The sequence below is a fragment of the Massilia eburnea genome (assembly GCF_050709955.1).
In the GTDB taxonomy this organism is placed as follows: Bacteria; Pseudomonadota; Gammaproteobacteria; order Burkholderiales; family Burkholderiaceae_D; genus Rugamonas; species Rugamonas eburnea_A.
Map to the genome: position 1 here is coordinate 247,989 of NZ_JBNZFX010000001.1, position 26,195 is coordinate 274,183.

A 26,195-nucleotide genomic window follows, 5' to 3' on the forward strand; every position below is an offset into this window, starting at 1 on the left:
GGGGAGCACGGATGGTTGCGCGATACTACTTCGATGTCGCTCACCACAAGCGCCTGCTGGGCAATACGATCGCGGTTCCGCAGCTTTATGAGCGCTACGCCAACACGGTTAAGCTCAGTGAAAAGATCATCAAGCGCATCGATGTCCTGTACAAGAACGCTGAGTGAATATTTATACAAAGTTTTTCTTGACACTACATTCGCGTAGAGAGCAGAATCAGCGCTCGTTAGTTTCATAACCCAGATTAAGAAAGGACAGCCATGCGTAATCTCGCTATCAACTGCATTAAGCACACCAGATAGCCCTGATGCGCGTGCGCTCGGGGCTGCTGGCAAATTGCCACCCCCGAGCCGGACGTCCCACGACAAAACCCCGGTAAGGATACTTGCCGGGGTTTTTGTTTTTTGGCCCCGGCGCAAGGAGGAAAGGAATCATGGAGATCCAACTCAAAGCTGTCACCCGACAGAACTTCGACGACATCACCGACTTGCGGCTGCTGGACTACCAGCGCGACTACATCGCCAGCAACGCCTATTCGATCGCACAAGCCAGCTTCTATCCGGAGATGCAGCCGCGCGCAATCTACGCCGGCGGCGAGCTGGTTGGCTTCCTGATGTACGTCGACCTGCAGCTGGAAGGCCAGCCGGGCGAGTTCGCCGTGTGGCGCCTGATGGTGGACATTCTCCACCAAGGCAAAGGCTACGGCCGCAAGGCACTGCTGATGGCGCTGGCCGAGATCCGCGCACGCGGCGGTGTGCGCAAGATCTGGATCAGCTACCTGCCGGACAACACCAGGGCCAAAGATATGTACGCCAGCATGGGCTTCGTCGAGACCGACGTCGACGAGGATGGCGAAATGAACGCAGTACTAGAGCTGTAACGAAGAAGAAGGAGTCATGAATGAGACCATACCAACGCTTCCTGAGGAAATGGATCACCACCAACCTGCACGTGGTCACCAAGGAGAATTTCGCCAACATCGCCGAGCTGGAACTGCATGACCACCAGCAGGACCATGCCTCGGACACCATGTATGCGATTGCGGAAGCCAGCTTCCACCCCAACTACCATTGCCGCGCCATCGCCGACAAGGACGGCGTGGTGGGCTTCCTGATGTATGCCGCTCCCGGCGCCGAGGATGACGCAGGTGATTACGCGATCTATCACCTGATGGTGGACCGCCGCTACCAGGGCCGGGGCCATGGCCGTCGTGCCATCGACCTGGCGCTGGCCGAGATCCAGAAACATGGGGATGTAGAGCGCATCTGGACCAGCTACCGTCCCGATAACGCCGTGGCGAAGGATCTCTACGCCGCCTGCAGTTTCATCGAGGCGGGCGTAGAGGAAGACGGCGAGATGTACGCCGTCTGGAGTCCTGATCCTTACTGAGTGAAGGTCAGGGTGTAGGCGCCGGAGCGGCCCGAGTAGTAGCTGGTCGCCTCGATGGTGTAGTTGCCCCATGCGCCCGCCGGCAGCGTATAGCTGATGCGCGAGTTGGTGCCGCCACCGCCGTCGTCGTTGGAGCTGACCACATTGCCGGAACCGTCGCGCAGGTAGAGATAGGCATCAAAGCTCGACGAAGCCAGCGTGATGGTCACCACGCGGCCTGGCAGCACACCGAAGGTATAGCGGTCGGTGTAGTAACCGGTGCCGCGCGCGCCCGCCGGGCAGGTCGACGACTGCAGGTTGCCGCTTGCCGCTTCCCCCGCTGATGATCGACTTGCTGCAGGTGGTCGGCTGGGTGGTGCCCTGTTGGTTCAGGCTCAATGGCAAGGTCAGGCCGCTGCCGCTGAGGGTTGCGGTGGCATTGCGTGTGGTACCGGAATTGGCGCCTACCGCGTAGGTGATGCTGCCGTTCCCGGTGCCGCTGGTGGCACTGGTGATGCTCATCCAGCTTGGCACGCCGGCCAGGCTCCAGTTGCAGCTTGCCGGCGCCATCACCGTGAAGTTGCCGCTGCTGCCGGCAGCCGGGAAATTGGTGCTGGCAGGCGTCACGCTCCAGGTGGCGCAAGCGGAACCGGTCTGGCTCAGTTTTGCCATGCCGACCGCGTCGGAGTTGGACGCCAACATGTAGTCGCTGCGATCGGCGCCGGTATTCGGCGCGATGTTGAGGCTGAAGCTACCGTTGCCGGTACCCGAGGCCCCGGACGTGACGCTGACCCAGGTGACCGGCACCGCCAACGCCCACTTGCAGGTTGGCGCAGCGGTAATGGTGCCTGTCGTGCTGCCGCCTGCAGCGGTAAACGAGGCGCTGCTCAAGCTGATGACCGGAGCGGTCGGGCACAGCTTGCGGGCATCCTGGGTGAAGGTGAACGTGGTGGCGTATCCCATCGAGGTCACCTGGCCGGAGCCGCTGCGCGAGGCAGTGGTATCCGGGTTGGCGGCTACCGAGTAAGCAATGCTGCCGTTGCCACTGCCGCTGGTGGCGCCGGTGGCGGTGACGAAGCTTGGCATCGAGGCGACGCTCCACGGGCAGCTGGCGGCTGCGAATACGCTGAGCGAACCGCTGCCGCCGGAGCCGCTGACTGTCGTGGTGGTCGGCGATACCACCGGCGCCGATGGGCAGTTGGCGGAAGCCACCTGCGTGACGGTGACGGGCTCATTCCCCAGCAGGAACGAGGCACTGCGTGAGGCGCCGGTCAGGTTGGCCGTGGTGTTGAACGTCACGCTGGCCGTACCACCGGCCGGCATCTGCTGCGGGTTGGCGCCGGCAACGGTCAGCCAGTCGGGCAGGTTGGCTGCTTCGAAGCGGCAGCCAGGGGCCGCGTTCAGGTTGAAGCTGACAGTACCGGCATCGCCGCCTGTGGTTTGGGTACGGACCGGCACGGTGGTGAGCTGTCCGGCGCAGGCCTGGTCCCAGATTGCGGCATAGGTCGTCGCGTCGTTCTGGGCGGAGCCGCCGGCGATCAGCACATTGCCATCCGGTAGACGCGACAAGGTGCTTTCGCGTGCGGTGCTGCGCTGCGGGCCGGACATGTTCCAGGTCCCGCTGGCAGCCTGGTAACGCATCAGCTGGCGGTTGTAGTCCGCGGTGAAGATGATATCGCCGCCTGGCAGCACGCTGGCGTTGGTTGGCTCGAATGCCGTCGGCATGTTGGCGGCAGCCGTGAAGGTCCCCGTAGCCGGATCGTACACCTCGGTCGTGTTGTGCGACCACTCGCGACGGCCGCCCGCAACCAGGACCTTGCCATCCGCCAGCACCACGGGCTGGATGGTTTGGCGCTGTTCGTTCATCTGGCCGGTGGCGGTCCACTGGTTCGTGACGGGATCCCACAGTTCGGCATTGCGGCTGTAGGTATTGTTCGCGAAACCGCCCATCTTCAGGACCCGGCCATCAGGCAGGAGGACCAGTCCCGAACCGTTCGGACGTTCCAGCATGTAGCCAGTCTTGGTGAATAGTCCGGTGGCGGGATCATAGATGTCCGCCTGGTATGCGCTGGCGTTCGTCTTGTCCGTGATCATCACGCGGCCGTCCGCCAACAGCAGTCCCGCGGTGTCATAGCGCGCAAAGTTCAGATTACCGGTGGCAGTCCACTGGCCGGTCGCCGGGTCGTAAATTTCGGCGGTATTGGTATAGGTGCTGGCCGGCGACATGCCGCCCGCAACCAGGATACGTCCATCCTGCAGCGTGACTGCTGCGTGCTGCCGGCGCGCGGTCAGCATCGGAGCCGCCGGGGTGAATTGACCGGTGGCCGGATCGTAGATCTCGGTGCTGGCGGTGATTGGATTGCCGGGCCTGGATGTGCCTCCGCTCAGCAGTATGCGGCCGTCAGGCAGTGCGTTTGCCTTGTGCAGCATGCGCGGCATGTTCATGTTGCCGGTCGAGACCTGGGCCTGAGCGGACAGGGTGGCACAGGCCAGCAAGGTGGCGGCCGCCAAATTGCGCAATGGTGTTGGGTACAAAACTTTTCTCCTCAGAATATTTCCGATGTACAACTCTATATGTATTTGTGAAATAGTCAATCAAAAAGAACAACGAAAGATTTAGTTTTGATATTCGGCCCGGCCGGGCCGTGGAAGCCGCGCAGAGCCAGGCGGCGGGGATGCCCGCCGCCTGCCGACCCTCTTCTTACTGGGTGAAAGACAGCACGTAGGCGCCGGTCCGGCCGGCAACGGAACTGGTCGCTTCGATGGTGTAGGTGCCCGAAGACGGCAGCGTGTAGTTGATGCGAGCGTTGAAGCCGCCGGCACCGTCATCATCGGAGCGCAGCACATTACCCCCCGGCGTCGCGCAGGTAGAGGTAAGTATTGAAGCTGCTCGAAGTCATCGTGATGGTCGCAACCTTTCCGGCGGTGCCGGTGAAGCTATAGCGGTCGGTGTAGTAGCTGGCGCCGCGTGCGCCTGCCGGACAGCTCGAAGACTGCAGGAAGCCGTTGGCCGGTACTCCGCTGTCGATCAGTGTTTCGCAGCCGGCAGGCGCGGGCACTCCTTCCTGGTTCATCCTGATCGACAGGATCGGACCCGAGCCGCTCATCGAGAGCATTGCATTGCGCGCATACCCGGTGTTTGGCGCGATCGCATAGCTGATGGCGCCATTGCCGCTGCCATTGTTGGCGCTGGTAAGGGTGAGCCAGCCTGGCAAGCCTGCAAGGCGCCAGCTGCAACTTGCGGGGGCCGTGATGGTAAAGCTGCCAGTTGCGCCGCCGACGGGCGAGTTGAGGACAGCGGGGCTGATGCTCCAGTTCACGCAAGGGTTCGCCGACTGGCTCAGGTAGAAGCTCGAAGAGAAGCCTGGGCCGGTGAGCTGGCCATTGCCGCTGCGGAATGCACCGGGATTGGCGGTGGCAGTAATCGAAAACACGCCGCTGCCGGTGCCGGCACCGCCTGCGGTGAGCCGGGCAAACGGCGGCAGCGTGCCGACAGTCCAAGGGCAGCCTGGAGCGGCGCTGACCGTGCCGGTGATCGTGCCGCCGGCAGATGGGAACGAGCTGCTGCTCAGGTTGAGCTTTGGCGTGGACGGGCACTGTGCGGGGCCATCCTGGGTGATGGTGAAGCTGCTGGATTGGCCGAGGGCAGTGACCAGGCCGGAGCCGCTGCGCGACATGCTGTTCGGGCTGTTCGAAGGGACGGACCAGTTGAAGCTGCCATTGCCTTTGCCGCCGGACGCGGAGGTGATGGAGGCGAAGCTTGGCAGGTCGCTGATATTCCAGGAGCAGGTGGCCGGCGCCGTGACATAGGCCGTACCCGTGCCGCCCAGGTAGCCGACCTTGATGCTGGCAGGCGACACGTAGGGCATGCTTGGGCAGCTGGTCGAGGCTTCTTGCGTCAGCTCCGCGCGCCAGTTGGCCAGGAAGAAGGCAGCGGTGCGCTCGGCGCCGCTCATATTGGCGCCAGCCGTAAGGCCGACAGCAGATGTCCCTTTTTCCGCGACGACAAGCAGGCTTGCCGGAGCCGGCGTCAGCCAGCCCGGCGCATTGGCCACCTCAAAACGGCAACCAGGGGCGCCGCTCACGGAAATGCTGGCCGAGCCGCCATCCGCGTCTACTTTTCCGGAGGTGACGTCCAGCGTGAGTTCCTGCCCGGCGCAAGCCTGGTCGAGCACTGCCGCATAGCTGGCCGCGTCGTTCTGCTCGGCGCCACCTGCCAGCAGCAGGCTGCCGTCGGGCAGGCGCGTTGCAATGCTTTCACGCGCAGCGCCACGTCTTGGGCCGGCGAGGTTCCAGTTGCCGCTGGCCGGCTGGTATTGCAGCAGATGGCGCGCATTCGGGTCGGTGAAAACGATATTCCCGTTACCGAGAACGGTACTGCTGTCTGGCGCGAAGGCGATCGGCATGACGTTGCCAGGGCTGAATTCGCCGGTGGCGGGATCGAAAATTTCGGAGGTGTCGAGCTGCATCGAATTGCGGCCGCCCGCGACCAGTACTTTACCGTCGGGCAGCAGCACTGGCTGAATATCCTGGCGTTCCGCCGCCATCTGTCCCGTGGCGGTCCACTCGTTGGTGGCCGGGTCCCAGATTTCCGCATTGCGGCTGAACTTGCCGTCCCACGTATAGCCACCGATCTTCAGCACGCGGCCGTCCGCCAGCACTACCATGCCGTGACCGCTGGTGGTCTCGACCATGTTGCCGGACTTGCTGAAGCTGCCTTTGGCCGGATCGAAAATCTCGGCATGGTGCCCCGTCGTGTCACGGGCAGCGACCATGACGCGCCCATCTGGCAGCAGGCGCGCCATGGTGCGGGCGTAGGCCGTGTTCATCTGCGCGGTCGCCGTCCACTTTCCGGCGACGGGATCGAAAACCTCCGCGAAGCTGGAGACGCTGCTGTTGGTGGTCATGCCGCCTGCCGCCAGAACGCGGCCATCTTTCAGCGTGACCGTAGCGTGTTCGCGTTTGGCGACCAGCATCGGCGGCATCGGCATGAAGACGCCGGTGGATGGATCATAGATCTCGGTACTCGCAAGCGAGGTTGCGGACGCGCTGGCTGCTCCACCCGTGAGCAGGATCCGGCCATCGGCCAGTGCGCTGGCCTGATGGAACATGCGCGGGGTAGTCATGGCGCCGGTCGTGACCTGGGCTTGCACGCCCATGCTGGTGCAGGCCAGGAGCGAGGCTGCGGCAATCTGGCGCAGGCGGAGTTGTTGCATGATTTCTCCCATAGATGAAATTTCCAGTCCGCAACTTTAATCATGTTTGCAAAATAGTCAACTTAAAATACCAAGCAAATAACGCTTGTTATTTCGCACAGGTGTGCTAAAGTTCGAGCCATGGACACCCTGACCGCAAAAAGCGAAGCGACCTTTGCCACCATCCTCGACGCCGCCATGGAAATGGCTGCGGTGGAAGGTATCGGCAAGCTGTCGCTGGGCGAGATCGCCAAGCGCACCGGCATCAGCAAGAGCGGGGTGTTTTCGCGTGTTGGCTCGCTGGAGCAATTGCAATGCGCGGTGCTGGACGAGTACGACCGCCGCTTTGCGGCGGAAGTATTCATGCCAACGCTGACGCTGCCGCGCGGCTTGCCCCGGCTGCAAGCCCAGGTAGCGGCCTGGTTCCAGCGCGCGGCCGACGAGGCGCTGCGCACGTCCTGCCTGTACACGGCGGGCGCTTTTGAGTTTGACGATTACCAAGGCAGCGCGGTGCGCGACCGCCTGGCACAGGGGGCGCTGGCATGGCGCGCTTCGCTGCGCAAAACCATCCTGCAGGCGATGGAAGCCGGCCAGCTCAGGCCGGACACAGATCCCGAGCAACTGGTGTTCGAGATTTACAGCTTGGTAGTGGGCCTGCTGCACGATGCCCGCTTCCTGCGTGACGAGCAGTCGCCGCGCCATGCGCAGCGTGCGTACAACCGCCTGATTTCGACGTACAAGAGTTTCAACGATTTGTGATTTGGGTTGCCGCGGGTCCGCCTGCGGCCTTTTTTTAAGCAAGCTTCGCACGGGTGTGCGAAATTGGAGAGAGAAAATGCGATTCCTACTTTTGCTGGTGCCGGTCGGCATCTACTTCGTGAGCCATAGCAGCCTGTGGGGCATCCTGCGCGGACTGCCGAAGAACAATAGCGATTTCGGCGAAAACTACTAAGGAGCGGCCATGGTCCTCGACTTCTACTTTGATTTCGCCTCGGGCTATTCCTACTTTGCCGCGCGCCGCATCGAATGGCTGGCGGCTGCCAATGGCGCGACCGTGCGCTGGCATCCGGTGCTGCTGCCGGCGCTGACCCAGGTGACCGGGGTGCTGCCGTCGCCCGTGGTGCCGGTCAAATGGAAGTACGTGACGCGCGATATGCAGCGCACCGCACAGGAGGAGGCGATTCCTTTCAATCCCTCCAGCGCCTTCCCGCAGATGCTGATTGCGCCGGGTCGCGCCATGCTGTGGGTGCGCGTCAACCACGGCGACGATGCGGCAGTGTCGTTTGCGCGTACCTGCTTCCAGGCCTATTACGCCGACGGCGTGGATATTGCGGACAAGGCGGTGCTGCTGGGGATCGCGGAGAGCCAGGGCATCGATGGCTCGGACTTCCTGGCGGGCCTGGAAGATCCTGCGATCAAGACGCAATTCAAGCAGGGCAACGAGGATGCACTGGCCAAGGGTGTGTTCGGCGTGCCCTTTGTGCTGGCGGACGGCGAGCCGTTCTGGGGATATGACCGCTTCCCGCACCTGGAGCGCTGGCTGGCTGCGGCGCGCCGCGCGGCCTAGTGACAGGCGGCAGCGCATTGTCTATCCTTGCATGTATCGTTTGTAAAAGGATAGACATGAACCTGAAGCGCGTCGCGGGCACGGCTGTACTGGCGATGATTGCGCTGCCGGCCTTGGCGGAAACGCAGGCCTGCAGCGAACAGGAGCTTGATATGGCTGCCGCTTTCTTGAAGGAGAACGGCAAGCGCAAGGCCAGCGAAGACGACCAGGGGGCCATCGCCACCGCCTGCAAGCCTTGGCCGGGAAAGGAGCCGTACACCATCGGCGTCTTCGTCTACGAAGGTGGGACGCCAGACGGCAAGCGGCTGCTTGTTGCGCTGTTTGACCGGGCGCAGGCCAAGGTAATTGCCAGCAATTGGACTGTGGCCGAAGAAGACGCCATCATGCGATACGTCGACGGCATCCGGATCGATACGGCGCGCTATCAGCTGCAGCCAGGCTTGCGCGCATTCGGCGTCGATATCAACACGTATTCGCCGCGTTATGCGGAAGGCGGCTACGGCCCGATGCGTACCTTGTATGTGCGCGAAGGCGCCGCGATCAGGCCGGTGCTTTCGGATATGCCTGTCTCGCGCTGGAGCTACCTGGGCGAAATGCAGTGGGAGACTGGAAACGACCAGGAACCCGCGCCTGAGCCGGAAATCGAACGTTTCGACTACACCATCAGCATCGCTGCGACGCGCACCAAGGGCTTTGCGGACCTTCTCGTCATGCGTAACTCAAACCAGAAGGATGCGAAGCCCACTACTCAGCTGCTGCGTTATGACGGCAAGCAGTATCCGCTGCCGCAGGAGTAGGGTCCGGCGGCCCGGCAGGCGCCAGCGCGACATCAACCCACTGCGCGCCGGTGAGCGTCGCCATGCGCTCAGGGCAGATACGTACCGCGGCATTGATTGCGCCGCCGGCCGGAATCACTTCCGCGTACTCGCGCAGCGAAACGTCGCAGTAGACCGGAATCGGTGCCGGCAGCCCGAAGGGGCAGACGCCGCCGACCGGGTGCCCGGTCAGCGCTTCCACTTCATCCGCGCCCAGCATGCGCGCGCTTGCACCGAAGTGGGATTTGAACTTCTTGTTATCCAGCCGCGCATCGCCGCGCGTCACCACGAGAACGATGCCTTCCTTCATGCGCAGGGACAGCGTCTTGGCAATCTGGCCCGGTTCGACGCCATGCGCGGCCGCAGCCAGTGCCACGGTCGCGGTGCTTTCCGCCAGCTCGATGACTTCAAGATCTGGCGCGTGCTGCGCCAGGAAGTGTTTGACGGAATGCAGGCTCATTACTTCTTCTTCAGCAGCGGGCCGAGGTACTTGCCGGTCACGCTGGCCGGATTGGCCGCCACTTCTTCCGGCGTGCCGCTGGCAATGATCTGGCCGCCGCCGGCGCCGCCTTCAGGACCGAGGTCGACGATCCAGTCGGCAGTCTTGATCACGTCGAGGTTGTGCTCGATGATGACCAGGGTATTGCCGTGGTCGCGCAGGCGGTGGATCACCTTCATCAGCAGGTCGATATCGTGGAAGTGCAGGCCGGTGGTCGGCTCGTCCAGGATATACAGCGTGCGGCCCGTGTCGCGCTTGGACAGTTCCAGCGACAGCTTGACGCGCTGCGCCTCGCCGCCGGACAGCGTGGTGGCGCTCTGTCCCAGCTTGATGTAGCCCAGGCCCACGTCGAGCAGTGTTTGCAGCTTGCGCGCGATGACCGGCACGGCCTTGAAGAACTCGTGTGCGTCTTCCACCGTCATGTCCAGCACTTCGGTGATGCTCTTGCCTTTGTAGTGGACTTCCAGCGTCTCGCGGTTATAGCGCTTGCCGTGGCAGACGTCGCAAGGCACGTAGACGTCCGGCAGGAAGTGCATTTCGACCTTGATCACGCCATCGCCCTGGCAGGCTTCGCAGCGGCCGCCCTTGACGTTGAAGGAGAAGCGGCCGGCAGAATAGCCGCGCTCTTTCGCCACCGGCACGGTGGCGAACAGGTCGCGGATCGGCGTGAACAGGCCGGTGTAGGTGGCCGGGTTCGAGCGCGGGGTGCGGCCGATCGGCGCCTGGTCGACCGAGATCACCTTGTCGAAGTGTTCCAGGCCGCTGATCGAATCGTGCGGTGCCGGTTCGGTCTGGGAGCCGAACAGGTGGCGCGACAGGGCCGGGTACAGGGTGTCGTTGACCAGGGTCGATTTGCCGGAACCGGAAACGCCGGTCACGCAAGTCATCAGGCCGACCGGCAGGCTGAGCGAAACTTTTTTCAGGTTGTTGCCGGTGGCGCCGGTGATGGTCAGCTGGCGCTGCGGGTCGGACTTGTGGCGCTTCTTCGGCACTTCAATTTTCAGCTTGCCGCTCAGGTATTGCGCGGTCAGCGATTCCTTCGACTTCAGGATGTCCTTCAGCGAGCCGGAAGCGATCACGTCGCCGCCATGCACGCCGGCGCCCTTGCCCATGTCGACCACGTAGTCGGCGGTGCGGATCGCGTCTTCATCGTGTTCCACCACCAGCACCGAATTGCCGATATCGCGCAGGTGTTTCAGGGTGTCGATCAAGCGGTCGTTGTCGCGCTGGTGCAGGCCGATGGATGGCTCATCCAGCACGTACATCACGCCCGTCAGGCCGGAGCCGATCTGCGAAGCGAGGCGGATACGCTGTGCCTCGCCGCCGGACAGGGTGTCGGCACTGCGGTCCAGCGACAGGTAGTCCAGGCCCACGTTGTTCAGGAAGGTCAGGCGCGACACGATTTCCTTGATCACGCGGTCGGCGATGTCCTTCTTCGCACCCTTCAATTTCAGCTGCTCGAAGAAGGACAAGGTGTCGCGCAGCGGCTTCTCGGCGATCTGGTAGATCGCGCGTTCCTGCTTGCCGGTGCCGATCTTCACATGGCGCGCTTCCACGCGCAGGCGCGCGCCTTCGCACCTCGGGCACTTCTTCTCGTTGATGAACTTCGCCAGTTCTTCCTTGACCGCCATCGAATCGGTTTCGCGGTAGCGGCGCTGCAGGTTGTTGACGATGCCTTCGAAGGTGTGTTCCTTGACCACGGCCTTGCCGCGCTCATTCATGTAGGTGAACGGGATGGCGGTCTTGCCGGAACCGTGCAGCACCACGTCCTGTGCTTTCGCAGGCAGTTGTTCAAACGGCGTATCGAGTTCGAAATCGTAGTACGCGGCCAGCGCTGCCAGCATCGAGTAGTAGAACTGGTTGCGGCGGTCCCAGCCCTTCACTGCGCCGGAAGCCAGCGACAGGTTGGGGAAAGCAACGATGCGGCGCGGGTCGAAGAACTCGATATGGCCCAGGCCATCGCACTCGGGGCAGGCGCCCATCGGGTTATTGAAGGAGAACAGGCGCGGCTCCAGCTCCTGCAGCGAGTAGCCGCAGGTGGTGCAGGCGAACTTGTTGGAGTAAACGTGCTCTGCGCCGGTATCCATTTCGTAGGCGACGGCGCGGCCGTCGGCCAGGCGCAGCGCGGTTTCAAAGGATTCGGCCAGGCGCTGCTTGATCTCGGCATTCACCTTCACGCGGTCGATCACCACGTCGATGGTGTGCTTCTCGGTTTTCTTCAGCTTCGGCAGGTCGTCCACTTCATAGATCTTGGCGTCGTGGGTGCCGCTCTGCACGCGGAAGCGCACGAAGCCCTGGGCCTGCATGGCCTCGAACAGGTCGGCGTGTTCGCCTTTGCGGTTGGCCACGACCGGCGCCATGATCATCAGCTTGGTGCCTTCGGGCATGGCCAGCACCGCGTCCACCATCTGCGATACCGACTGCGCTGCCAGCGCGTGGTCCGGGTGGTTGATGCAGTAAGGGGTGCCGACGCGCGCGTACAGCAGGCGCAGGTAGTCGTGGATCTCGGTCACGGTGCCCACGGTCGAACGCGGATTGTGGGAAGTGGCCTTCTGCTCGATGGAGATCGCCGGCGACAGGCCTTCGATCATGTCCACGTCCGGCTTTTCCATCAGCTGCAGGAACTGGCGCGCGTAGGCCGACAGCGATTCGACGTAGCGGCGCTGGCCTTCTGCGTACAGGGTGTCGAACGCCAGCGACGACTTGCCGGAGCCGGACAAGCCGGTGATCACGATCAGCTTGTTGCGTGGCAGGTCGAGGTTGATGTTTTTCAGATTGTGCGTGCGCGCACCGCGGATGCGGATCTCTTCCATGCGTGGATACCTTTCGGGGTCAGCCCGATACTATAGCGTCGAATGAATTCTTGCGCCGCGCCCTCGATACACCAAGCCCAGCGTCAAATACTGTACATATTACCAGTATTTGAACGGTACGTCAGGTAACCCATGACAGCGCTGGTGATGGACGCCTTAATGTCGGCCATTTCGAAGCCCGGCGCCTCGATCACGGCTGCGTGCACCATCGATTCCATTATTTGCAGGACAACCCAGGTGGCCAGGTCCAAGTTGGGCGGCGCGATGTCGTCCCGCCATTCTTCCAGCAGCGCGCGCACACGCTTGAAGATGCCCTGGTCGGCTTCATTTTCCGACTGCGGCGCGTCGAAATAAGGGAATTGCAGTTCCAGCATCTTGTGCAGGTCCGGCTCCAGCAGGTGGGCGGCCAGCAGCGCCTGTACCAGCGCGCCGATATGCCCGGCCAGCGTCGGTTCGAAGGGCCTGGCCAGCACTTCTTCCACGGTTTGCTGCACCTGTTCGGCGTGGCGCTGGTGCAGCGCCGCGATCAGCGCATCCTTGTTCTTGAAGTACTGGTAGAGCGAGCCGATGCTGATGCCGGCCTTTGCCGCGATCAGGTTGGTATTGGTTCCGGCGTAGCCATGCTCGGAAAAAATGCGAGCCGTCGCCTCCAGGATCACGTCCACGGTGGCGCGCGAACGCTCCTGGCGCGGGGCTTTGCGGGGTTGCGGGATGTCGACCATGGGCAGTTTTGAATGCGAGTTTTCGCGGGATGTTGTTGATTTTAAAATTTTGGCTGTATGTGAGCAAATGCTCGCATTCCAGGAATTCATTGTCAACCTTGAAAGTTCTTCTATGAGCCCGCCTAAAGATTTTGCTTCTCCCGCCACGGCTGCCGCCCCGCAGGCCGCCAATGTGGTGCCCCGGATTTTTCCCATCGTGCTGGCGGTGTTTGCCAGTTTTCTCGCGATCGGCATTGCACTGCCCGCGCTGCCGCTGCACGTGCACGATCGCCTCGGCCTGAGCACCCTGATGGTTGGCGTGGTCGCCGGTGCCCAGTTCGTTGCCGCGCTGCTGACCCGGGCCTGGGCCGGTGGGCTGTGCGACACTCGCGGTTCCAAACGCGCCGTGATGACCGGCTTCGTGCTGGCAGTTGCCTCCGCGCTGGCTTACCTGGCGTCTCTTTCCATGGTCGCGCAGCCGGAAGCATCGGTCGCGATGCTGATCGCTGGCCGCATCCTGCTGGGCGGCGCCGAAAGCCTGATCGTGACCGGCGCCCTGAGTTGGGTCGTCGGCCTGGTCGGCCCGCAGAACGCCGGCAAGGTCATGGCCTGGGTCGGCATCGCAATGTACGGCGCCTACGCCGCCGGCGCACCGGCCGGGATGGCGCTGTACCAGCAGGCCGGCTTCCAGGGCATCGCGTTCGCCGGCATGCTGGCGCCGGTGCTGGCGTTGCTGGTGCTGGCCGGTATCAAGGCCCTGCCGCCGGCCAGCGCGCGCCGCATCCCGTTCTACAAGGTGCTGGGCGCGGTCTGGTGGCCAGGCATGGGGCTGGCGTTTTCCAGCGTCGGCTTCGGCGTCATCACCGCTTTTATCTCGCTGCTGTTCACGGCCAAGGAGTGGGGCAGCCCGTCGCTGGCGTTCACCGCTTTCGGCGCGGCCTTCATTGGCGCCCGCCTGCTGTTCGGCCACCTGCCGGACAAGATCGGCGGCGCGCGCGTGGCCCTGGTGTGCGTGCTGATCGAAGCAGCCGGCCAGCTTTGTATCTGGCAGGCGTCGGCGCCATCGCTGGTATACATCGGGGCCGCGCTGACCGGCTTTGGCTACTCGCTGGCCTTTCCCGGATTCGGCGTGGAAGCGGTCAAGCGCACCCCGCCGCAAAGCCGCGGCGCCGCCATGGGCGCCTATGTCGCCTTCCTCGATATTTCGCTCGGGCTGACCGGCCCGCTGGCCGGTGCGCTGGCTGGCCAGCACGGCGTCAGCGCAGTCTACCTGGCCGGTTGCGGTGCCGTTTCCTGCGCCTTGGTGATCGCCCTGCGCCTGCTGAAGCCGCCACGGGCTAACCTGACAACAAATTGAGCTGTGTCAGCTCCTGCTATATTTGAGCGAATATTAATTTAGGGTAAACTCCGTGGTTTTGGGGCCGTCGGAAACAGCCCCCGTTCCCCTTCAGGAGTTTCATAAATGGCATCTGTCAACAAAGTGATCATCGTCGGCAATCTGGGTCGCGATCCGGAAATCCGCTACATGCCTAGCGGTGACGCGATTGCCAACATCGCCGTAGCTACCTCGTACCGTTCGAAAGACCGCAACACCGGCGAACAGAAAGAGCTGACCGAGTGGCACCGTATTTCCTTCTTCGGCCGCCTGGCTGAAATCGTCGGCCAATACCTGAAAAAAGGTTCTTCCGTCTACGTGGAAGGCCGCTTGCAGACCCGTAAGTACACCGACAAAGACGGCGTCGAAAAATACGCAACCGACATCATCGCTGAAACCATGCAGATGCTGGGCGGCCGTGGCGATACCGGCGGCATGGGCGCTGGCATGGGCGGTGGCGACGACATGGGCTACGACGCACCAGCTCCACGCCAGGCTCCACGTCCACAGGCAGCTCCGGCACCGGCACCACGCCCGGCACCGCGTCCAGCGCCTAACTTCTCCGACATGGACGACGACATCCCGTTCTAACAGCTTGCTGCAGTCCTGGGTTTAAAAGTCCCTGCAACTGATCCAAGTGGCAGGGACTTTTTGTTCTTAAGGCCTCTTTATCTCATATTGGAACCGCCTTGATGAGAAAGATTGCAATACCACTGTTTTTACTAGTCGTCGTGGTTTACGCCGGCTTCGCGTTGTGGGTGATTCCAGCTGACGGCTTCAGCAAGCTTGGTGTCAGTGAGCGGGGGCAGATAGGGGATACCTTTGGCGCTCTGAACGCCTTGTTTCTCAAGCCTGGGATTTGCCGGCATCCCTGCTTACGCTCTACCTTCAGAAAAAGGACATGGCAATCCAGGCGACGAAAGACGACGAAGAAGTGGCCGAGCGTCGTTCCTTATTCAATCTTGAGGCCAGTATCCAGGCATATAGCCAAGCCCTGGGCCTTCTACGTGACGGCAATAACCAGCGTGCGACATGGATCCGCGCGGCCAGGATTCTCAAGCATGGAAAGGTCCTGGCGGATGCTGTATCGGTTGACGCGCATAAGCGAGCTCTCGAGCTGCGATTGCTAGACTACCGGTCGGAGTTCCGGGACATCCTTGAGCATAAGCCCGCCGAATTCTTCTACGGTGTCGATTCCCGTTATTACGAGCTTGGATTGGACCGCGTGGCGGAGCTGGCTTCGTTGGCGAATGCTAACGAAGCGTGCCATGGAATTACTGCGACGAGATGGCTCGACGAAAAATCAGTCTATGCGGTCCTGGAAGCGTCGCAATGGCCGGACGATTATCAAGATCCCTTGCGCGATGAGCTGCCCGGCGAAGGAGAAATGGAGGAGAAGACTTACTTCGCACAGGGCCCTTGCAAAGTACATGGAACATAGGCAGCAGTGGCATTCGATCGCTGGCACTTTGCGTCCCCGGACCCAAACCCAATGAGACGAGAACAAGAGCCGATCCAGCGTCAGGTGGCACTGGCCAGTTATGGCAGCAGCTTCCTGCGCAAGGACCTCGCGCTCGAGGACTGGTACCAGCACGGGGTCTTCTTTGGTGCGCGGCTGCAGTTCAGGGACCGGGCCAGCAACGCCTTGCTGGCGGATGATTTCACCCTGTGGCTGGCCATCCTGGCGCAAGGCGGGGCAATGCGGCTGTCGCTGCATCCGGCGGAGGTGCTCGGCATCGACGCGCCGCCGGCACTTGACCGCAGCCGGCAAGTGGTAGCGGTTCACTACCCCGACCGCTACCAGCTCTGGGCGGTCGGCGAAGAGCGGCCCGCGTGGGATGGCGGTGACCAGTACATTCCCAACGCGGCCACCTATGCCGGCGACGTCGATTGTTACCTGTGCCTGGACGAGCGACAGGGTCAGCTCGATGTGCCGCATACGGACTGGCAGAAGCTGGCCAAAGCAATCGCTACGGACCTGGATCGGCCAGTGCCGTCGGGTTCCGTGCCGGCTGGGCCCTTCTATGCCTATACCGGTGAGAGCGCGCCATGGGCGAAGATGCCGCTGTTCGTGGCCACCGGCGCCGATTCGCTGGCGCACCGGGTGCTGGCGACGCTGGAGCGCGAGCAGGGAACGTTCGACAATGACACCAATCCCAAGAACGACAGCAGCTATTTCCAGCACCTGGATGAAGAGGGCGCGGCAGCCGTCGTTCACTGGGGCCAACGGCTCGATAGCTGGATCGCTGAAGTGTTGCTGCGCGCAGCAAATATCGATCACGGAATAACTGGGCGTCAGGATCAAGCTGCGTTTGTTCGCCTCCAGCCACCACCGCCTGCGCCGCAAGCTGCGCCGGTCGCAGTTTCGGACGCGCCGAACCAACAGGTACCGGTCACTGAAGGCGCCCCGCCCGCCAAAAACAAGTGGACGAACCGCATCGGCATGACCGTCGGAATCGCGGTGCTCAGCCTCTTTATCCTGGCCCTTGCCAAGGTGATCTCCTTTTTCCCCTGGCTCGCCCCCTTGATCGCCCTGCCGTGGGCGCTCTACATGCACTACAAGGACTAGGCTGATATCATCGTGCTGTTGCCAGGACTATATTGAAAAGCCATGCTACAGACCCCTGCCGGTTTCCTGCCCCTGATCCAATCCGCCACCGCTGCCGATATCCAGACGCTGGTGTTCCACAAAGACCGCTTGCTGTTGCGGGACGAGAGCCTGGCGTTGCCGCCGCATGCGGAGCTACTTGCCGCCGGCCTGGAACTGGCTGGCGCGATGCCGCTCGGTACCTGGGAAGGCCGCTACTGGCAGGTTGCGCAGGCGCCGCATGATACGTCGCCCCTGCCGGGCCACGCCTACGTCGGCCTGCGCACCTTGTTCGGCACAGTCGACGATGGTTTGCTCGGCGTAGCAGGGCGCGCCTTCCAGATTGCCGAATGGGCGCGCACCCACCGCTTCTGCGGCGCCTGCGGTTCGCCGATGCTGCTGGCGCCCGGCGAGCGCGCCATGCGCTGCACTGCCTGCAGCCATCTCGCTTACCCGCGCATTTCGCCCGCCATGATGGTGCTGATCAAGAAAGGCAAGCAGCGCCTGCTGGCCGCGCACGCCAATTCGCCGTACAAGCGTTACACCGCGCTGGCCGGCTTCCTGGAAGCCGGCGAATCGGTGGAGGAGGCGGTGCATCGGGAGGTGTTTGAAGAAGTCGGCCTGCGCGTGCACAACCTCAAATACTTCGGCAGCCAGTCCTGGCCCTTCCCGCATTCGCTGATGATCGCCTTCACCGCCGAGTACCTGGACGGCGAGATCGTGACCGACCCCAACGAAATCAGCGACGCGCGCTGGTTCGGCCCGGAAGACGAGTGGCCGGCGCTGACCCATACGGTTTCCATCGCCAGTGAGCTGCTGGCAGCGAACCGACCCTGAACGCTGTATACTGGTGGATTAGATTTCACATTTCACGGTTCCTGCAATCATGACTAAAGAAGTATTCACCGAAGACGATTGGCGCCGCCTGCTGGAGCACCTGGGCGAAGACCCGAATCGTCCGGGCCTGATCGAAACCCCGCACCGCGTCCACAAGGCGTGGAAGCACTGGGTATCCGGCTATGGCCAGGACCCCGCTGAAGTGCTGAAGGCCTTTGAAGATGGCGCCGAGCAGTACAACGAACTGATCGTCGTAAAGAACATTCCGGTGTACAGCCATTGCGAGCATCACCTGGCGCCGTTCTTCGGCAAGGCCACCGTGGGCTATGTACCAAATGGCAAGATTGTCGGCCTGTCCAAGCTGACCCGCCTGGTGGACGTGTTCTCCAAGCGCTTGCAGGTGCAGGAACGCATGACCATGCAGATCGCCGAAGCGCTGATGACTGTGCTGGAGCCGAAAGCCGTGGGCGTGGTGGTCAAGTGCCGCCACCTGTGCATGGAATCGCGCGGCATCCGCACCGCCGGCGAAGAGACCGTGACCTCCGCCATGCTGGGCGAACTGCAGCCTAACCTGGCGATGCGCACCGAATTCCTGGCACTGGCTCGCGAGTCCTGATCCATGGCTGACGCGATCGAGTGGTTCGAGGGCGGTTTCGATGCCGCACTGGAGGCAGCCCGCGCTGCCGGTCGTCCGCTGTTCCTGTACTGGGCCGCCGCATGGTGCCCGCCGTGCAACCGGGTCAAGTACGAGATCTTCGGGCGCGAAGAATTCCCCGCCAAGCTGCAAAGCATGGTGGCGATGCAGCTCGATGGCGACAGCCCGAACGCGCAGGCGATGGCCGCGCGCCTGAAGCTGCGCAGCTATCCAACCATGGTGATGTACCGCCCGGATGGCAGCGAGATCACCCGCCTGCCGTGCGAACTCGATGGCGAACTGTTTGGCGAAGCCTTGATGGCGGCGCGCTTTGCCGGCCATACGGCGGGCGAGTCGATGGCCGCGGCACTGGATGGCACGCGTGCCCTGTCGCCGTCCGAATGGACGCTGCTGGCGAACTACTCCTGGGATACCGACGAAGGCGTGCTGCTGCAAGGCCGCGACCTGGGCGTGACCTTGACCACCCTGTCGCAACTGGCTGCCGCCTCGGTGACTGGTGAGGCGCCGGCTGCTGCGCGCCAGGTGGAAGATGCTGCCACCCGCCTGCGCCTGCACGCGATGGTGGCGCAGGCTGGCCGCGTGGTGGATGCGGCATCGCCTGAGTTCCTGTTGAAGGTATTGGGCGATGCGCGCGTGGCGCGCGTCAATATGGACATCTTCGGCAATAGCGGCCACCAGCTGGTGCGCGCTGCGCCGGCGCGTCACGCTGAACTGGCGACTGCCATGGCGCAGGCTGCGCATGTGTGGGCTGAGGATATGTGGTTGTCGGCGCCGGACCGTTTGACTGCGGTGCGTTTGCAGGTGCGCATGTCGCGCATGGGCTATGCGGCGGAAGGCTTGCCGCAGCTTGTGCGTACCCGTGTGCAGCAGGCGCTGGCGCTGGTGGAAGACAAGTACGGACGGCATACGCTGGTCAACACGGCAGTCAGTGCGTTGAATGATGCGGGGCTGCATGCGGAGGCTGAGGCCTTGCTGCAGGCGACGCTGACGGAGTCGCATGCGCCGTATTACTTCAAGCTGAGCCTCGCTTCCGCGGCCAAGCGCCGCGGGGATTTGCCGGGGATGCTGGATTGGTATGAGAAGGCGTGGCGTTCGGCTGTGGGGCCGGCTACGCGGATCCAGTGGGGGGCGACTTACCTGTCGGCGCTGATCGATACCACGCCTGGTGATGGCGCGCGTATCGAGGTGGCGGCGGCGGGGCTGGCACAGGATTTTGCCAATGCGCCGGATGGGTTCAAGCAGCGCAATTTGACGCAGGCGCAGAAGTTGTTGGCGAAGCTGCCTGCGGGGCTGGCGTTGGCAGGCGTTATTCGCGCGGGCGTTTAAAACCGGTAAACCAGGGTCAGACCCATAGGGTCAGACCCGACCGGCGGCCGTCGCGTATCGGGTCAGACCCTTGGGTCTGATCCAGATCTACCGGTTTTCAGCCCAGCCGCAACACCTCCGCCAGCCAATCCACAAACACCCGCACCCGCGGCGACAGATGCCGGTTGTGCGAATAAATAATCGACACCGGCATCGGCGCCGGCCGCCACTGCGGCAGCACCTCCACCAACTCCCCCCGCTCCAGCAACGCCTCGATCCCCGGCAGCGGAATCTGCGCCAGGCCGATCCCCGCCAGGCAAGCGCCCAGGTAAGCCTCCGAACTCCCCACCGACACCTTGCTGCGCACCGACAGCGTCTTCAACTCGCCATCCGCCACATACTCCCAGGGCAAATCGCGCCCGGTCTGGCTGGAGAAGTAATTGACCGCCCAGTGCTCCCGCAAATCCTCCAGCGTCTGCGGCGTGCCATGCGCCGCCAGGTAGGAAGGCGACGCCACGTTTACCTGCACCATCGCCCCCAGCGGCTTGGCCACCAGGGTCGAATCCCGCAGCACCCCCGCCCGCACCGCGCAATCAATCCCTTCCCCCACCAGGTCCGCCATGCGGTCGTTAGCCCCAACGCGAATCTTGATGTCCGGGTAGCGGGTGAAGAAATCCGGCAGCGCGGGAATCACGCTCAAGCGCGCGATGCGCTCCGGCAGGTCGACCCGTATCATCCCGGAAGGCTTGCGCCCATCGGACAGGAACAGGGCATTGATGTCTTCCAGCTCATTCAGCAGTGCACGGCAGCGCTCAACGTAAAGCTGCCCTTCAACCGTCAGGCTGACCTTGCGCGTGGTGCGCTGGAGCAGCCGCACCCCGAGCTGCTGCTCGATGGCCTGGACGGCGTTGGTGACGGTAGGGCGGGGCAGGTCGAGCTGTTCGGCGGCCTGGGTGAAGCTCTTGCTGTCGGCCACCGCCAGGAAGACATGCATGGCCTTGAACTGGTCCATTGTTAACTATCACCGAATAAAGAAGTAATAACTGCTGTATTTATTGTTGAATTCGATAATAGCACAATGGTCTCCATCGAAACCCCACCTGGAGATCACACATGGAAACCCGCAAACTTGGCAGCACCGGCTCGCAAACCTCCCAGCTCGGCCTGGGCCTGATGGGAATGTCCGACCTGTACGGCCCGGCCGACCGCGCCGAAAGCCTGGCCACCATCCACGCCGCGCTGGATGCCGGCGTCACCCTGCTCGACACCGGCGACTTCTACGGCATGGGCCACAATGAAATGCTGCTGGGCGAAGCGCTGCAGGGCCGCGACCGCGAGCAAGTGCAGGTCAGCGTCAAGTTCGGCGCCCTGCGCGATGCGGACGGCGGCTTTATCGGCTACGATGCGCGCCCGCAGGCGGTGGCCAACTTCCTGGCCTATTCGCTGCGCCGCCTGGGTACCGACTACATCGACATCTACCGCCCGTCGCGCCTTGATCCGGCGACGCCGATCGAGGATACCGTCGGCGCCATCGCGGAACAGGTACGCAAGGGCCATGTGCGCCACATCGGCCTGTCCGAAGTGAATGCCGACACCCTGCGCCGCGCCCATGCCGTGCATCCGATCACCGACGTGCAGATCGAGTACTCGATGATCTCGCGCGGCATCGAAAACGGCTTGCTGCAAACGGCGCGTGAACTGGGCGTTGGCATTACGGCATATGGCGTGCTGTCGCGCGGCTTGATCAGCGGGCACTGGACGGCGCAGCGCGAAGGCGAGCAGGATTACCGCGGCCTGCATAGCCCGCGCTTCCAGGGCGAGAACCTGAAGCACAACCTGGAACTGGTGGAGCGCATGCGGGCAATGGCGCAGGCCAAAGGCATCAGCGTGGCGCAACTGGCGATTGCCTGGGTGATGGAGCAAGGCACCGACATTGTGCCCTTGGTCGGCGCCCGCACCCGTAGCCGGCTGCAGGAAGCGCTGGGCGCGCTCGACGCGGTGCTGCTGCAATCCGACCTGGACGCGCTGGAACTGATCGTGCCGCAAGGCGCCGCAGCTGGTGGCCGCTACAACGACCACCAGCTATCGCATCTCGACAGCGAGAAGGCAGCCTAAGCGAAAACCTCGCCAAGGAAGTCGATGAAAGCCTGCACCTTGGCTGCGCGCTGGTGCCGCTGCTGGTACAGGGCGGTCAGCGTGGGCCCCGCTGCCTGGTATTCCGCGAGCAATGGAACCAGCGCGCCGCTGCGCAGTTCCTGCTCCACCGATAGCGACAGGAACTGGCCGATACCGGCACCGGCCTTGCAGGCTTCGACCAGCGAATCCACGTGGTCGAATGCGACGCGCGACGGCGGCGTGAATACCGCGCCATCCGCAAACTGCCACTCGCGCAGGCGGCCGGCACGGGGCAGGATGAAGTGCAGGCAAGCGAAACCCGCCAGTTCTTCAGGTACAGCGGGCGCGCCATGGCGCGCGACGAAGCCGGGCGACGCGCAGCAGACGAAGCGCGTTGGCAGCAACGGCCGCGCCACCAGCCTTGCGTCGCCGATATCACCCAGCCGCAGCACAACGTCGTAACCCTCTTCCACCAGATCCACCATCCGGTCGCTGGCGCTGGCCTGCAGTGTGATGCCCGGATGCCGGGCCAGGAAGCGCGGCAGGGCCGGCGCGACATATAGCCGCGAAACCAGGCCAGGCATATTGACGCGCAGGGTGCCGCGCGCTTCCTGCGTTGCCTGCTGCAGGTTTGCCTCCAGGTCCTGCATTGCGGCCAGCAGGCGCAGGGCCTGTTCATAACATTCGCGTCCCTCGCCAGTCAGCGACATGCTGCGCGTGGTGCGATGCATCAGCTTCACCTGGAAATGGGATTCCAGCGCATTCACCTGGGCGGTGACCGAGGACGTCGAGATTCCCAGCTTTTCCGCCGCGCGCGAAAAAGCGCCCGTTTCCACGACTGCGCAGAAGACCCGCAGGGCATCGAGTTTATCCATGCTTCCATTATCCACAATTCGTGGATTCTGTTTGCAGCCTGGCCCTGTTTTTCCCGCGGCTTGTGCTGCCTACACTGGAATTCATTGAAACCCACAGGAGTTCTAGATATGAAAGCCATGATTCTCGAAGCCGCCGGCAAGCCAATGATCCTCGGCGATATTCCCCAGCCCGCAGCGGCGCCAGGGCAGGTGCTGGTGCGCATCCACGCCAGCGGCGTCAACCCGCTGGACCTCAAGATCGCCGCAGGCCAGGCCGCGCATGCGCGCATGCCGCTGCCCGCAGTGCTGGGCATTGATATGGCTGGCGTGGTGGAGGCCGTGGGGCCGGGAGTTAGCGGCTTCGCGCCCGGTGACGCAGTGTTTGGCATGACGGGCGGCGTCGGTGGCGTGCAGGGCTCTCTGGCGGAATACGCGGCGGTCGATGCCAGCTTGCTGGCGCTGGCGCCGCGCAGCATCAGCCTGCGCGAAGCTGCGGCGCTGCCCTTGGTCTTCATCACCGCCTGGGAGGGGCTGGTGGACCGGGCCCGCGTGAAGGCAGGCGATTCAGTGCTGGTGCAGGGTGGTGCCGGCGGCGTTGGACGCATGGCCGTGCAGCTGGCGCTGGCGCATGGAGCGCTGGTCTCGGCTACCGGCCGGACCTCCCAGCGTGAACTGATCGAAGCCATGGGCGCCCGCTTCATCGAGCAGGCGGATGGGGAAGAATTCGATATCGTGTATGACACGGTAGGCGGCGCAGTGCTGGATGCATCGTTCCGCGCAGCGCGCCAGTATGGCGGGCACGTGGTCAGCAGCCTTGGCTGGGGGACCCATGCGCTGGCGCCCTTGTCCTTCCGCGCGGCGACCTATTCGGGCGTATTTACCTTGCTGCCGCTGTTGTCCGGCAAAGGCCGGGCCGCACATGGCGCCATCCTGCGCGAAGCGGCGCGGCTGGTTGATGCGGGCAAGCTGAAGGTGCACGTGAATCCGCGGCGCTTCCCGCTCGCGGAGGCGAACCAGGCGCACGCCGCGCCGGGCGGCGGCAAGGTGGTGGTAGATATCGGCTGATACCTATTGCGGCTTGGGCGCCCCCGTCCGCCGGGGTAGCCTCCGCATCGAAGCGCATCTTCGACTTCTTGCTCTCCGCGGCATAGGTTCCCAGCTTGGTCCCGGTGGCGGCGGTATTGCCGCCTTCGGCGACCAGGGTGCAGCCCTGGGTCTCGACCTGCCACACATATTTCCCGGCGCGCAGGCTCCAGACGTTATCGCCGCTGGCAAACAATTCGAACTCCAAGCCTTCCAGCGGCATCTCGCCCAGGGAAATCGCGCGCTGGCATTCCGGCAGGCGCGCCGCCATCAGCGTGTACTGCGCGTCTTCTTTCCAGAAAAATTCCTGCTGCCGCCGCACGGTCAGCGTGTGTTCGCGCGTGCCGTCCGCGTAGAAAGTTGCGGAATCATTAACGCAGCCAGCCAGCAAAAACAGCGGCACGACAGTCAGGATTTTGCGCATGGGCGATAGGGCGTGTTTGGTTTGAAAGCAATTATAGTCCCCGCGCACGATTGCCGCGCAAGCTCCGCCGTAGGGGTACACTGGAATCTTCCCGATGACAGTTCGACAATTCCCATGCAAAGAAGTTCGACCATCGATGACCAGGGTTTTCGCCGAATCCTGAACCGCAACGTAAGGGTACCGCTGCTTGGCGGGATTGTTGCTGCCGGCATTTTCGTGGTGCTGTTCGCCTACCTGATGAGCACCTGGAGCGACGTAGAAACCACCGAGCGCGCGATCGGCAATGCGCAGGAATTGCGCAAGCTGGCGGTCGACATGGAAACCGGCATGCGCGGCTTCCTGCTGACGGGGGATGAGGCCTATCTCACGCCCTATGTCGCGGCACGTCCGCGCTTTGAAACGGCGACCGATTTCCTGTCCAATATCGTGTCCGACGACTCGACCCAGGTGGAACGCCTGCAGCACATTCGCGCCCAGCACCAGGCATGGCTGCGCGCCGCGGACCAGATCATCGCCGCCCGCCGCCAGCAGGGCGACTACCTTGGCATGGTGCGCTCGGGAATGGGCAAGGTGCCGTTCGACGAGTTGCGCGAACAATTCCGTGCCTTCATCGAGCATGAAGAGCGGCAGAGGGCGACGCGCGGCGAGGCAGTGCGCGTGGTCGGATTCTGGACCGTAGCGATCTTCCTTGCGGTGAGCCTGGCGGTCAGCAGCGTGCTGGCCTGGCTTGGGCGGCGCGACCTGCTGCGGCTGTCGACGGTCTATCGCGACGCACTGCAGGAGCAGCACACGCATGCCTACCAGTTGCAGCACCAGGCCTGGCTGCGCGAAGGCCAGGGCCAGCTCGCCGAGCAGGGCATCGGGCAGCTGGCGTTGCCGCAGCTGTCCGCGGCCCTGCTGGAATTCCTGGCGCGCTACCTGGGACGTGGCGGTGGCCGCGTTCTACGTGGTCAAGCCCGACGGCTCGCTGGAGCGAATGGCGGCGTATGGCTTCAGCCATGAAGACCAGACCAGGGGCCAGCAGCTGCTGCCCGGCGAAGGACTGGTGGGACAGGCGGCGCGCACGCGACGAGCGGTGCACCTGGGACAGCTGCCGGAGGGCTATATCAAGGTGACGTCGTCGCTCGGCGACGGCATGCCGCAGCAACTGGTGCTGCTGCCGGTGCACAGCGACGGCCGCGTGAACGGGGTGATGGAGCTGGGCTTCATGCGCGAAGCAGGGCGGCGTGAACTGGACTTCCTCGAACTGGTGGCGGGCAATATCGGCATGGCGATCGACGCGACAATCGCGCGCCAGCGCCTGGCAGAAGTGCTGGCGGAAACCCAGTCGCTGAATGAGGAAATGCAGGTGCAGCAGGAAGAGCTGCGCACCGCCAACGAAGAGCTGGAAGAGCAATCGCGCGTGCTGGAGCGTTCCCAGGCCAGCCTGGAAACGCAGAAGGTGGAGCTGGAACAAAGCAACGAAAAGCTGGCCTTGCAGGCGGAATTGCTGGACCAGCGCAACGCCGCGCTAGCGGCGGCACGGGTCGATATCGAAGCCAGGGCCCGCGACCTGGAACGGGCCAGCGACTACAAGTCGCAATTCCTGGCCAATATGTCGCACGAGCTGCGTACGCCCTTGAACAGTTCCCTGATCCTGGCCAAGCTGCTGGCCGATAACGCGCAAGGCAACCTGAATGCGGAACAGGTGCGGTTTGCGCTCACGATCTACAACGCCGGCAACGACCTGCTGGCGCTGATCAACGATATTCTCGATATCTCCAAAGTGGAAGCGGGCAAGCTTGAATTGGCGCCGGAGGATGTGGCGCTGCAGATGATGATCGATAACCTGCATGCGGTCTTCGCGCCGTTGGCGCAGGAGAAGCAGCTCCAGTTCGTGGTCGACTTGCTGCCTGGCTTGCCGGCCACGATCTATACCGACCGGCAGCGGCTGGAGCAGATCCTCAAGAACCTGTTGTCGAATGCGGTCAAGTTTACCGATCGCGGCAAAGTCATCTTGCGC

At 63.2% G+C, this 26,195-nt stretch carries 27 protein-coding genes; 18 read left to right on the forward strand and 9 right to left on the reverse strand.

The features are described 5' to 3' along the window. The first annotated feature begins 11 nt into the window (after positions 1 to 11). From ACQ4MM_RS01230 to ACQ4MM_RS01240, 3 genes are all read left to right on the forward strand, one after another. Positions 12 to 167, forward strand: coding sequence for a hypothetical protein (locus ACQ4MM_RS01230; RefSeq protein ID WP_431475646.1), 156 nt, complete (start codon positions 12 to 14; stop codon positions 165 to 167). Positions 168 to 433: 266 nt separating this feature from the next. Next, a complete protein-coding gene (locus ACQ4MM_RS01235; RefSeq protein ID WP_431475647.1) occupies positions 434 to 880 on the forward strand; it encodes a GNAT family N-acetyltransferase in 447 nt (148 codons plus the stop codon). Between the two features lie 20 nt (positions 881 to 900). Beyond that, positions 901 to 1,389 carry a GNAT family N-acetyltransferase gene (locus ACQ4MM_RS01240; RefSeq protein WP_431475648.1) on the forward strand — a complete coding sequence of 163 codons (489 nt, stop codon included), beginning with the start codon at positions 901 to 903 and terminating at the stop codon, positions 1,387 to 1,389. Here the strand turns inward: ACQ4MM_RS01240 and ACQ4MM_RS01245 are convergent. The 4 genes from ACQ4MM_RS01245 to ACQ4MM_RS01260 all read right to left on the reverse strand — a co-directional run bounded on the left by ACQ4MM_RS01245 (position 1,383) and on the right by ACQ4MM_RS01260 (position 6,584). Next, on the reverse strand, positions 1,383 to 1,598 hold the full coding sequence (locus ACQ4MM_RS01245; RefSeq protein ID WP_431475649.1) for a PPC domain-containing protein: 216 nt from the start codon (positions 1,596 to 1,598) through the stop codon (positions 1,383 to 1,385). The genes ACQ4MM_RS01240 and ACQ4MM_RS01245 overlap by 7 nt on opposite strands. Further along, positions 1,567 to 3,903 (reverse strand): kelch repeat-containing protein, encoded by a 2,337-nt coding sequence (locus ACQ4MM_RS01250; RefSeq protein ID WP_431475650.1) that lies wholly within the window; start codon positions 3,901 to 3,903, stop codon positions 1,567 to 1,569. Before ACQ4MM_RS01250 ends, ACQ4MM_RS01245 begins: the two co-directional genes overlap by 32 nt. Before the next feature lie 166 nt (positions 3,904 to 4,069). After that, a complete protein-coding gene (locus tag ACQ4MM_RS01255) occupies positions 4,070 to 4,213 on the reverse strand; it encodes a hypothetical protein (protein ID WP_431475651.1) in 144 nt (47 codons plus the stop codon). A gap of 1 nt (position 4,214) precedes the next feature. Beyond that, positions 4,215 to 6,584 (reverse strand): kelch repeat-containing protein, encoded by a 2,370-nt coding sequence (locus tag ACQ4MM_RS01260; protein WP_431475652.1) that lies wholly within the window; start codon positions 6,582 to 6,584, stop codon positions 4,215 to 4,217. A 120-nt stretch (positions 6,585 to 6,704) separates the two neighbouring features. Between ACQ4MM_RS01260 and ACQ4MM_RS01265 the strand changes: the two genes are divergently transcribed. From ACQ4MM_RS01265 to ACQ4MM_RS01275, 3 genes are all read left to right on the forward strand, one after another. Continuing rightward, complete coding sequence (locus ACQ4MM_RS01265) at positions 6,705 to 7,322, forward strand: TetR/AcrR family transcriptional regulator (RefSeq protein ID WP_431475653.1); 618 nt, start codon at positions 6,705 to 6,707, stop codon at positions 7,320 to 7,322. A gap of 202 nt (positions 7,323 to 7,524) precedes the next feature. Further along, positions 7,525 to 8,130, forward strand: a complete 606-nt coding sequence (locus tag ACQ4MM_RS01270) for a 2-hydroxychromene-2-carboxylate isomerase (protein WP_431475654.1) — start codon at positions 7,525 to 7,527, stop codon at positions 8,128 to 8,130. Between the two features lie 56 nt (positions 8,131 to 8,186). Next, positions 8,187 to 8,927 (forward strand): hypothetical protein, encoded by a 741-nt coding sequence (locus tag ACQ4MM_RS01275; RefSeq protein WP_431475655.1) that lies wholly within the window; start codon positions 8,187 to 8,189, stop codon positions 8,925 to 8,927. Here ACQ4MM_RS01275 and ACQ4MM_RS01280 read toward each other — a convergent pair. From ACQ4MM_RS01280 to ACQ4MM_RS01290, 3 genes are all read right to left on the reverse strand, one after another. Further along, positions 8,875 to 9,405, reverse strand: a complete 531-nt coding sequence (locus ACQ4MM_RS01280) for a YbaK/EbsC family protein (protein ID WP_431475656.1) — start codon at positions 9,403 to 9,405, stop codon at positions 8,875 to 8,877. The genes ACQ4MM_RS01275 and ACQ4MM_RS01280 overlap by 53 nt on opposite strands. Beyond that, positions 9,405 to 12,257 (reverse strand): excinuclease ABC subunit UvrA, encoded by a 2,853-nt coding sequence (uvrA, locus tag ACQ4MM_RS01285; protein WP_431475657.1) that lies wholly within the window; start codon positions 12,255 to 12,257, stop codon positions 9,405 to 9,407. Before uvrA ends, ACQ4MM_RS01280 begins: the two co-directional genes overlap by 1 nt. An 83-nt stretch (positions 12,258 to 12,340) precedes the next feature. Then, on the reverse strand, positions 12,341 to 12,979 hold the full coding sequence (locus ACQ4MM_RS01290) for a TetR/AcrR family transcriptional regulator (RefSeq protein ID WP_431475658.1): 639 nt from the start codon (positions 12,977 to 12,979) through the stop codon (positions 12,341 to 12,343). 112 nt (positions 12,980 to 13,091) lie between these two features. Between ACQ4MM_RS01290 and ACQ4MM_RS01295 the strand changes: the two genes are divergently transcribed. The 7 genes from ACQ4MM_RS01295 (at position 13,092) to ACQ4MM_RS01325 (ending at position 19,738) form a co-directional block, all read left to right on the forward strand. After that, positions 13,092 to 14,315, forward strand: a complete 1,224-nt coding sequence (locus ACQ4MM_RS01295; protein ID WP_431475659.1) for an arabinose transporter — start codon at positions 13,092 to 13,094, stop codon at positions 14,313 to 14,315. 105 nt (positions 14,316 to 14,420) lie between these two features. Further along, on the forward strand, positions 14,421 to 14,924 hold the full coding sequence (gene ssb, locus ACQ4MM_RS01300; RefSeq protein WP_431475660.1) for a single-stranded DNA-binding protein: 504 nt from the start codon (positions 14,421 to 14,423) through the stop codon (positions 14,922 to 14,924). A gap of 310 nt (positions 14,925 to 15,234) precedes the next feature. Next, positions 15,235 to 15,774 carry a hypothetical protein gene (locus ACQ4MM_RS01305; RefSeq protein WP_431475661.1) on the forward strand — a complete coding sequence of 180 codons (540 nt, stop codon included), beginning with the start codon at positions 15,235 to 15,237 and terminating at the stop codon, positions 15,772 to 15,774. A gap of 51 nt (positions 15,775 to 15,825) precedes the next feature. Further along, positions 15,826 to 16,902: a hypothetical protein gene (locus ACQ4MM_RS01310; RefSeq protein WP_431475662.1), complete on the forward strand. Its 1,077-nt coding sequence runs from the start codon at positions 15,826 to 15,828 to the stop codon at positions 16,900 to 16,902. Positions 16,903 to 16,944: 42 nt separating this feature from the next. Continuing rightward, positions 16,945 to 17,757 (forward strand): NAD(+) diphosphatase, encoded by an 813-nt coding sequence (nudC, locus tag ACQ4MM_RS01315; RefSeq protein ID WP_431475663.1) that lies wholly within the window; start codon positions 16,945 to 16,947, stop codon positions 17,755 to 17,757. 49 nt (positions 17,758 to 17,806) lie between these two features. Further along, on the forward strand, positions 17,807 to 18,373 hold the full coding sequence (folE, locus tag ACQ4MM_RS01320; protein WP_028102807.1) for a GTP cyclohydrolase I FolE: 567 nt from the start codon (positions 17,807 to 17,809) through the stop codon (positions 18,371 to 18,373). A gap of 3 nt (positions 18,374 to 18,376) precedes the next feature. Next, on the forward strand, positions 18,377 to 19,738 hold the full coding sequence (locus ACQ4MM_RS01325; protein ID WP_431475664.1) for a thioredoxin family protein: 1,362 nt from the start codon (positions 18,377 to 18,379) through the stop codon (positions 19,736 to 19,738). A gap of 97 nt (positions 19,739 to 19,835) precedes the next feature. Here the strand turns inward: ACQ4MM_RS01325 and ACQ4MM_RS01330 are convergent, their stop codons facing one another. Continuing rightward, positions 19,836 to 20,729 (reverse strand): LysR family transcriptional regulator, encoded by an 894-nt coding sequence (locus tag ACQ4MM_RS01330; protein WP_431475665.1) that lies wholly within the window; start codon positions 20,727 to 20,729, stop codon positions 19,836 to 19,838. Positions 20,730 to 20,830: 101 nt separating this feature from the next. On the opposite strand from ACQ4MM_RS01330, the gene ACQ4MM_RS01335 reads away from it, so the two are divergent. Continuing rightward, positions 20,831 to 21,832, forward strand: coding sequence for an aldo/keto reductase (locus tag ACQ4MM_RS01335; RefSeq protein WP_431475666.1), 1,002 nt, complete (start codon positions 20,831 to 20,833; stop codon positions 21,830 to 21,832). Here the strand turns inward: ACQ4MM_RS01335 and ACQ4MM_RS01340 are convergent. Then, complete coding sequence (locus tag ACQ4MM_RS01340) at positions 21,829 to 22,707, reverse strand: LysR family transcriptional regulator (protein ID WP_431475667.1); 879 nt, start codon at positions 22,705 to 22,707, stop codon at positions 21,829 to 21,831. The genes ACQ4MM_RS01335 and ACQ4MM_RS01340 overlap by 4 nt on opposite strands. 108 nt (positions 22,708 to 22,815) lie before the next feature. On the opposite strand from ACQ4MM_RS01340, the gene ACQ4MM_RS01345 reads away from it, so the two are divergent. The 4 genes from ACQ4MM_RS01345 to ACQ4MM_RS01360 form a co-directional block, all read left to right on the forward strand. Continuing rightward, the gene (locus ACQ4MM_RS01345) at positions 22,816 to 23,751 is read left to right on the forward strand and encodes a zinc-dependent alcohol dehydrogenase family protein (RefSeq protein WP_431475668.1); all 936 of its coding nucleotides are present in this window, start codon (positions 22,816 to 22,818) and stop codon (positions 23,749 to 23,751) included. Between the two features lie 13 nt (positions 23,752 to 23,764). Beyond that, positions 23,765 to 24,202 (forward strand): hypothetical protein, encoded by a 438-nt coding sequence (locus ACQ4MM_RS01350; protein WP_431475669.1) that lies wholly within the window; start codon positions 23,765 to 23,767, stop codon positions 24,200 to 24,202. A gap of 105 nt (positions 24,203 to 24,307) precedes the next feature. Continuing rightward, entirely contained in the window at positions 24,308 to 25,195 is an 888-nt protein-coding gene (locus ACQ4MM_RS01355; RefSeq protein WP_431475670.1) for a CHASE3 domain-containing protein, read from the forward strand. Next, on the forward strand, positions 25,125 to 26,195 hold a 1,071-nt coding region (locus ACQ4MM_RS01360; protein ID WP_431475671.1), incomplete at its 3' end, for a sensor histidine kinase. The genes ACQ4MM_RS01355 and ACQ4MM_RS01360, both read left to right, overlap by 71 nt.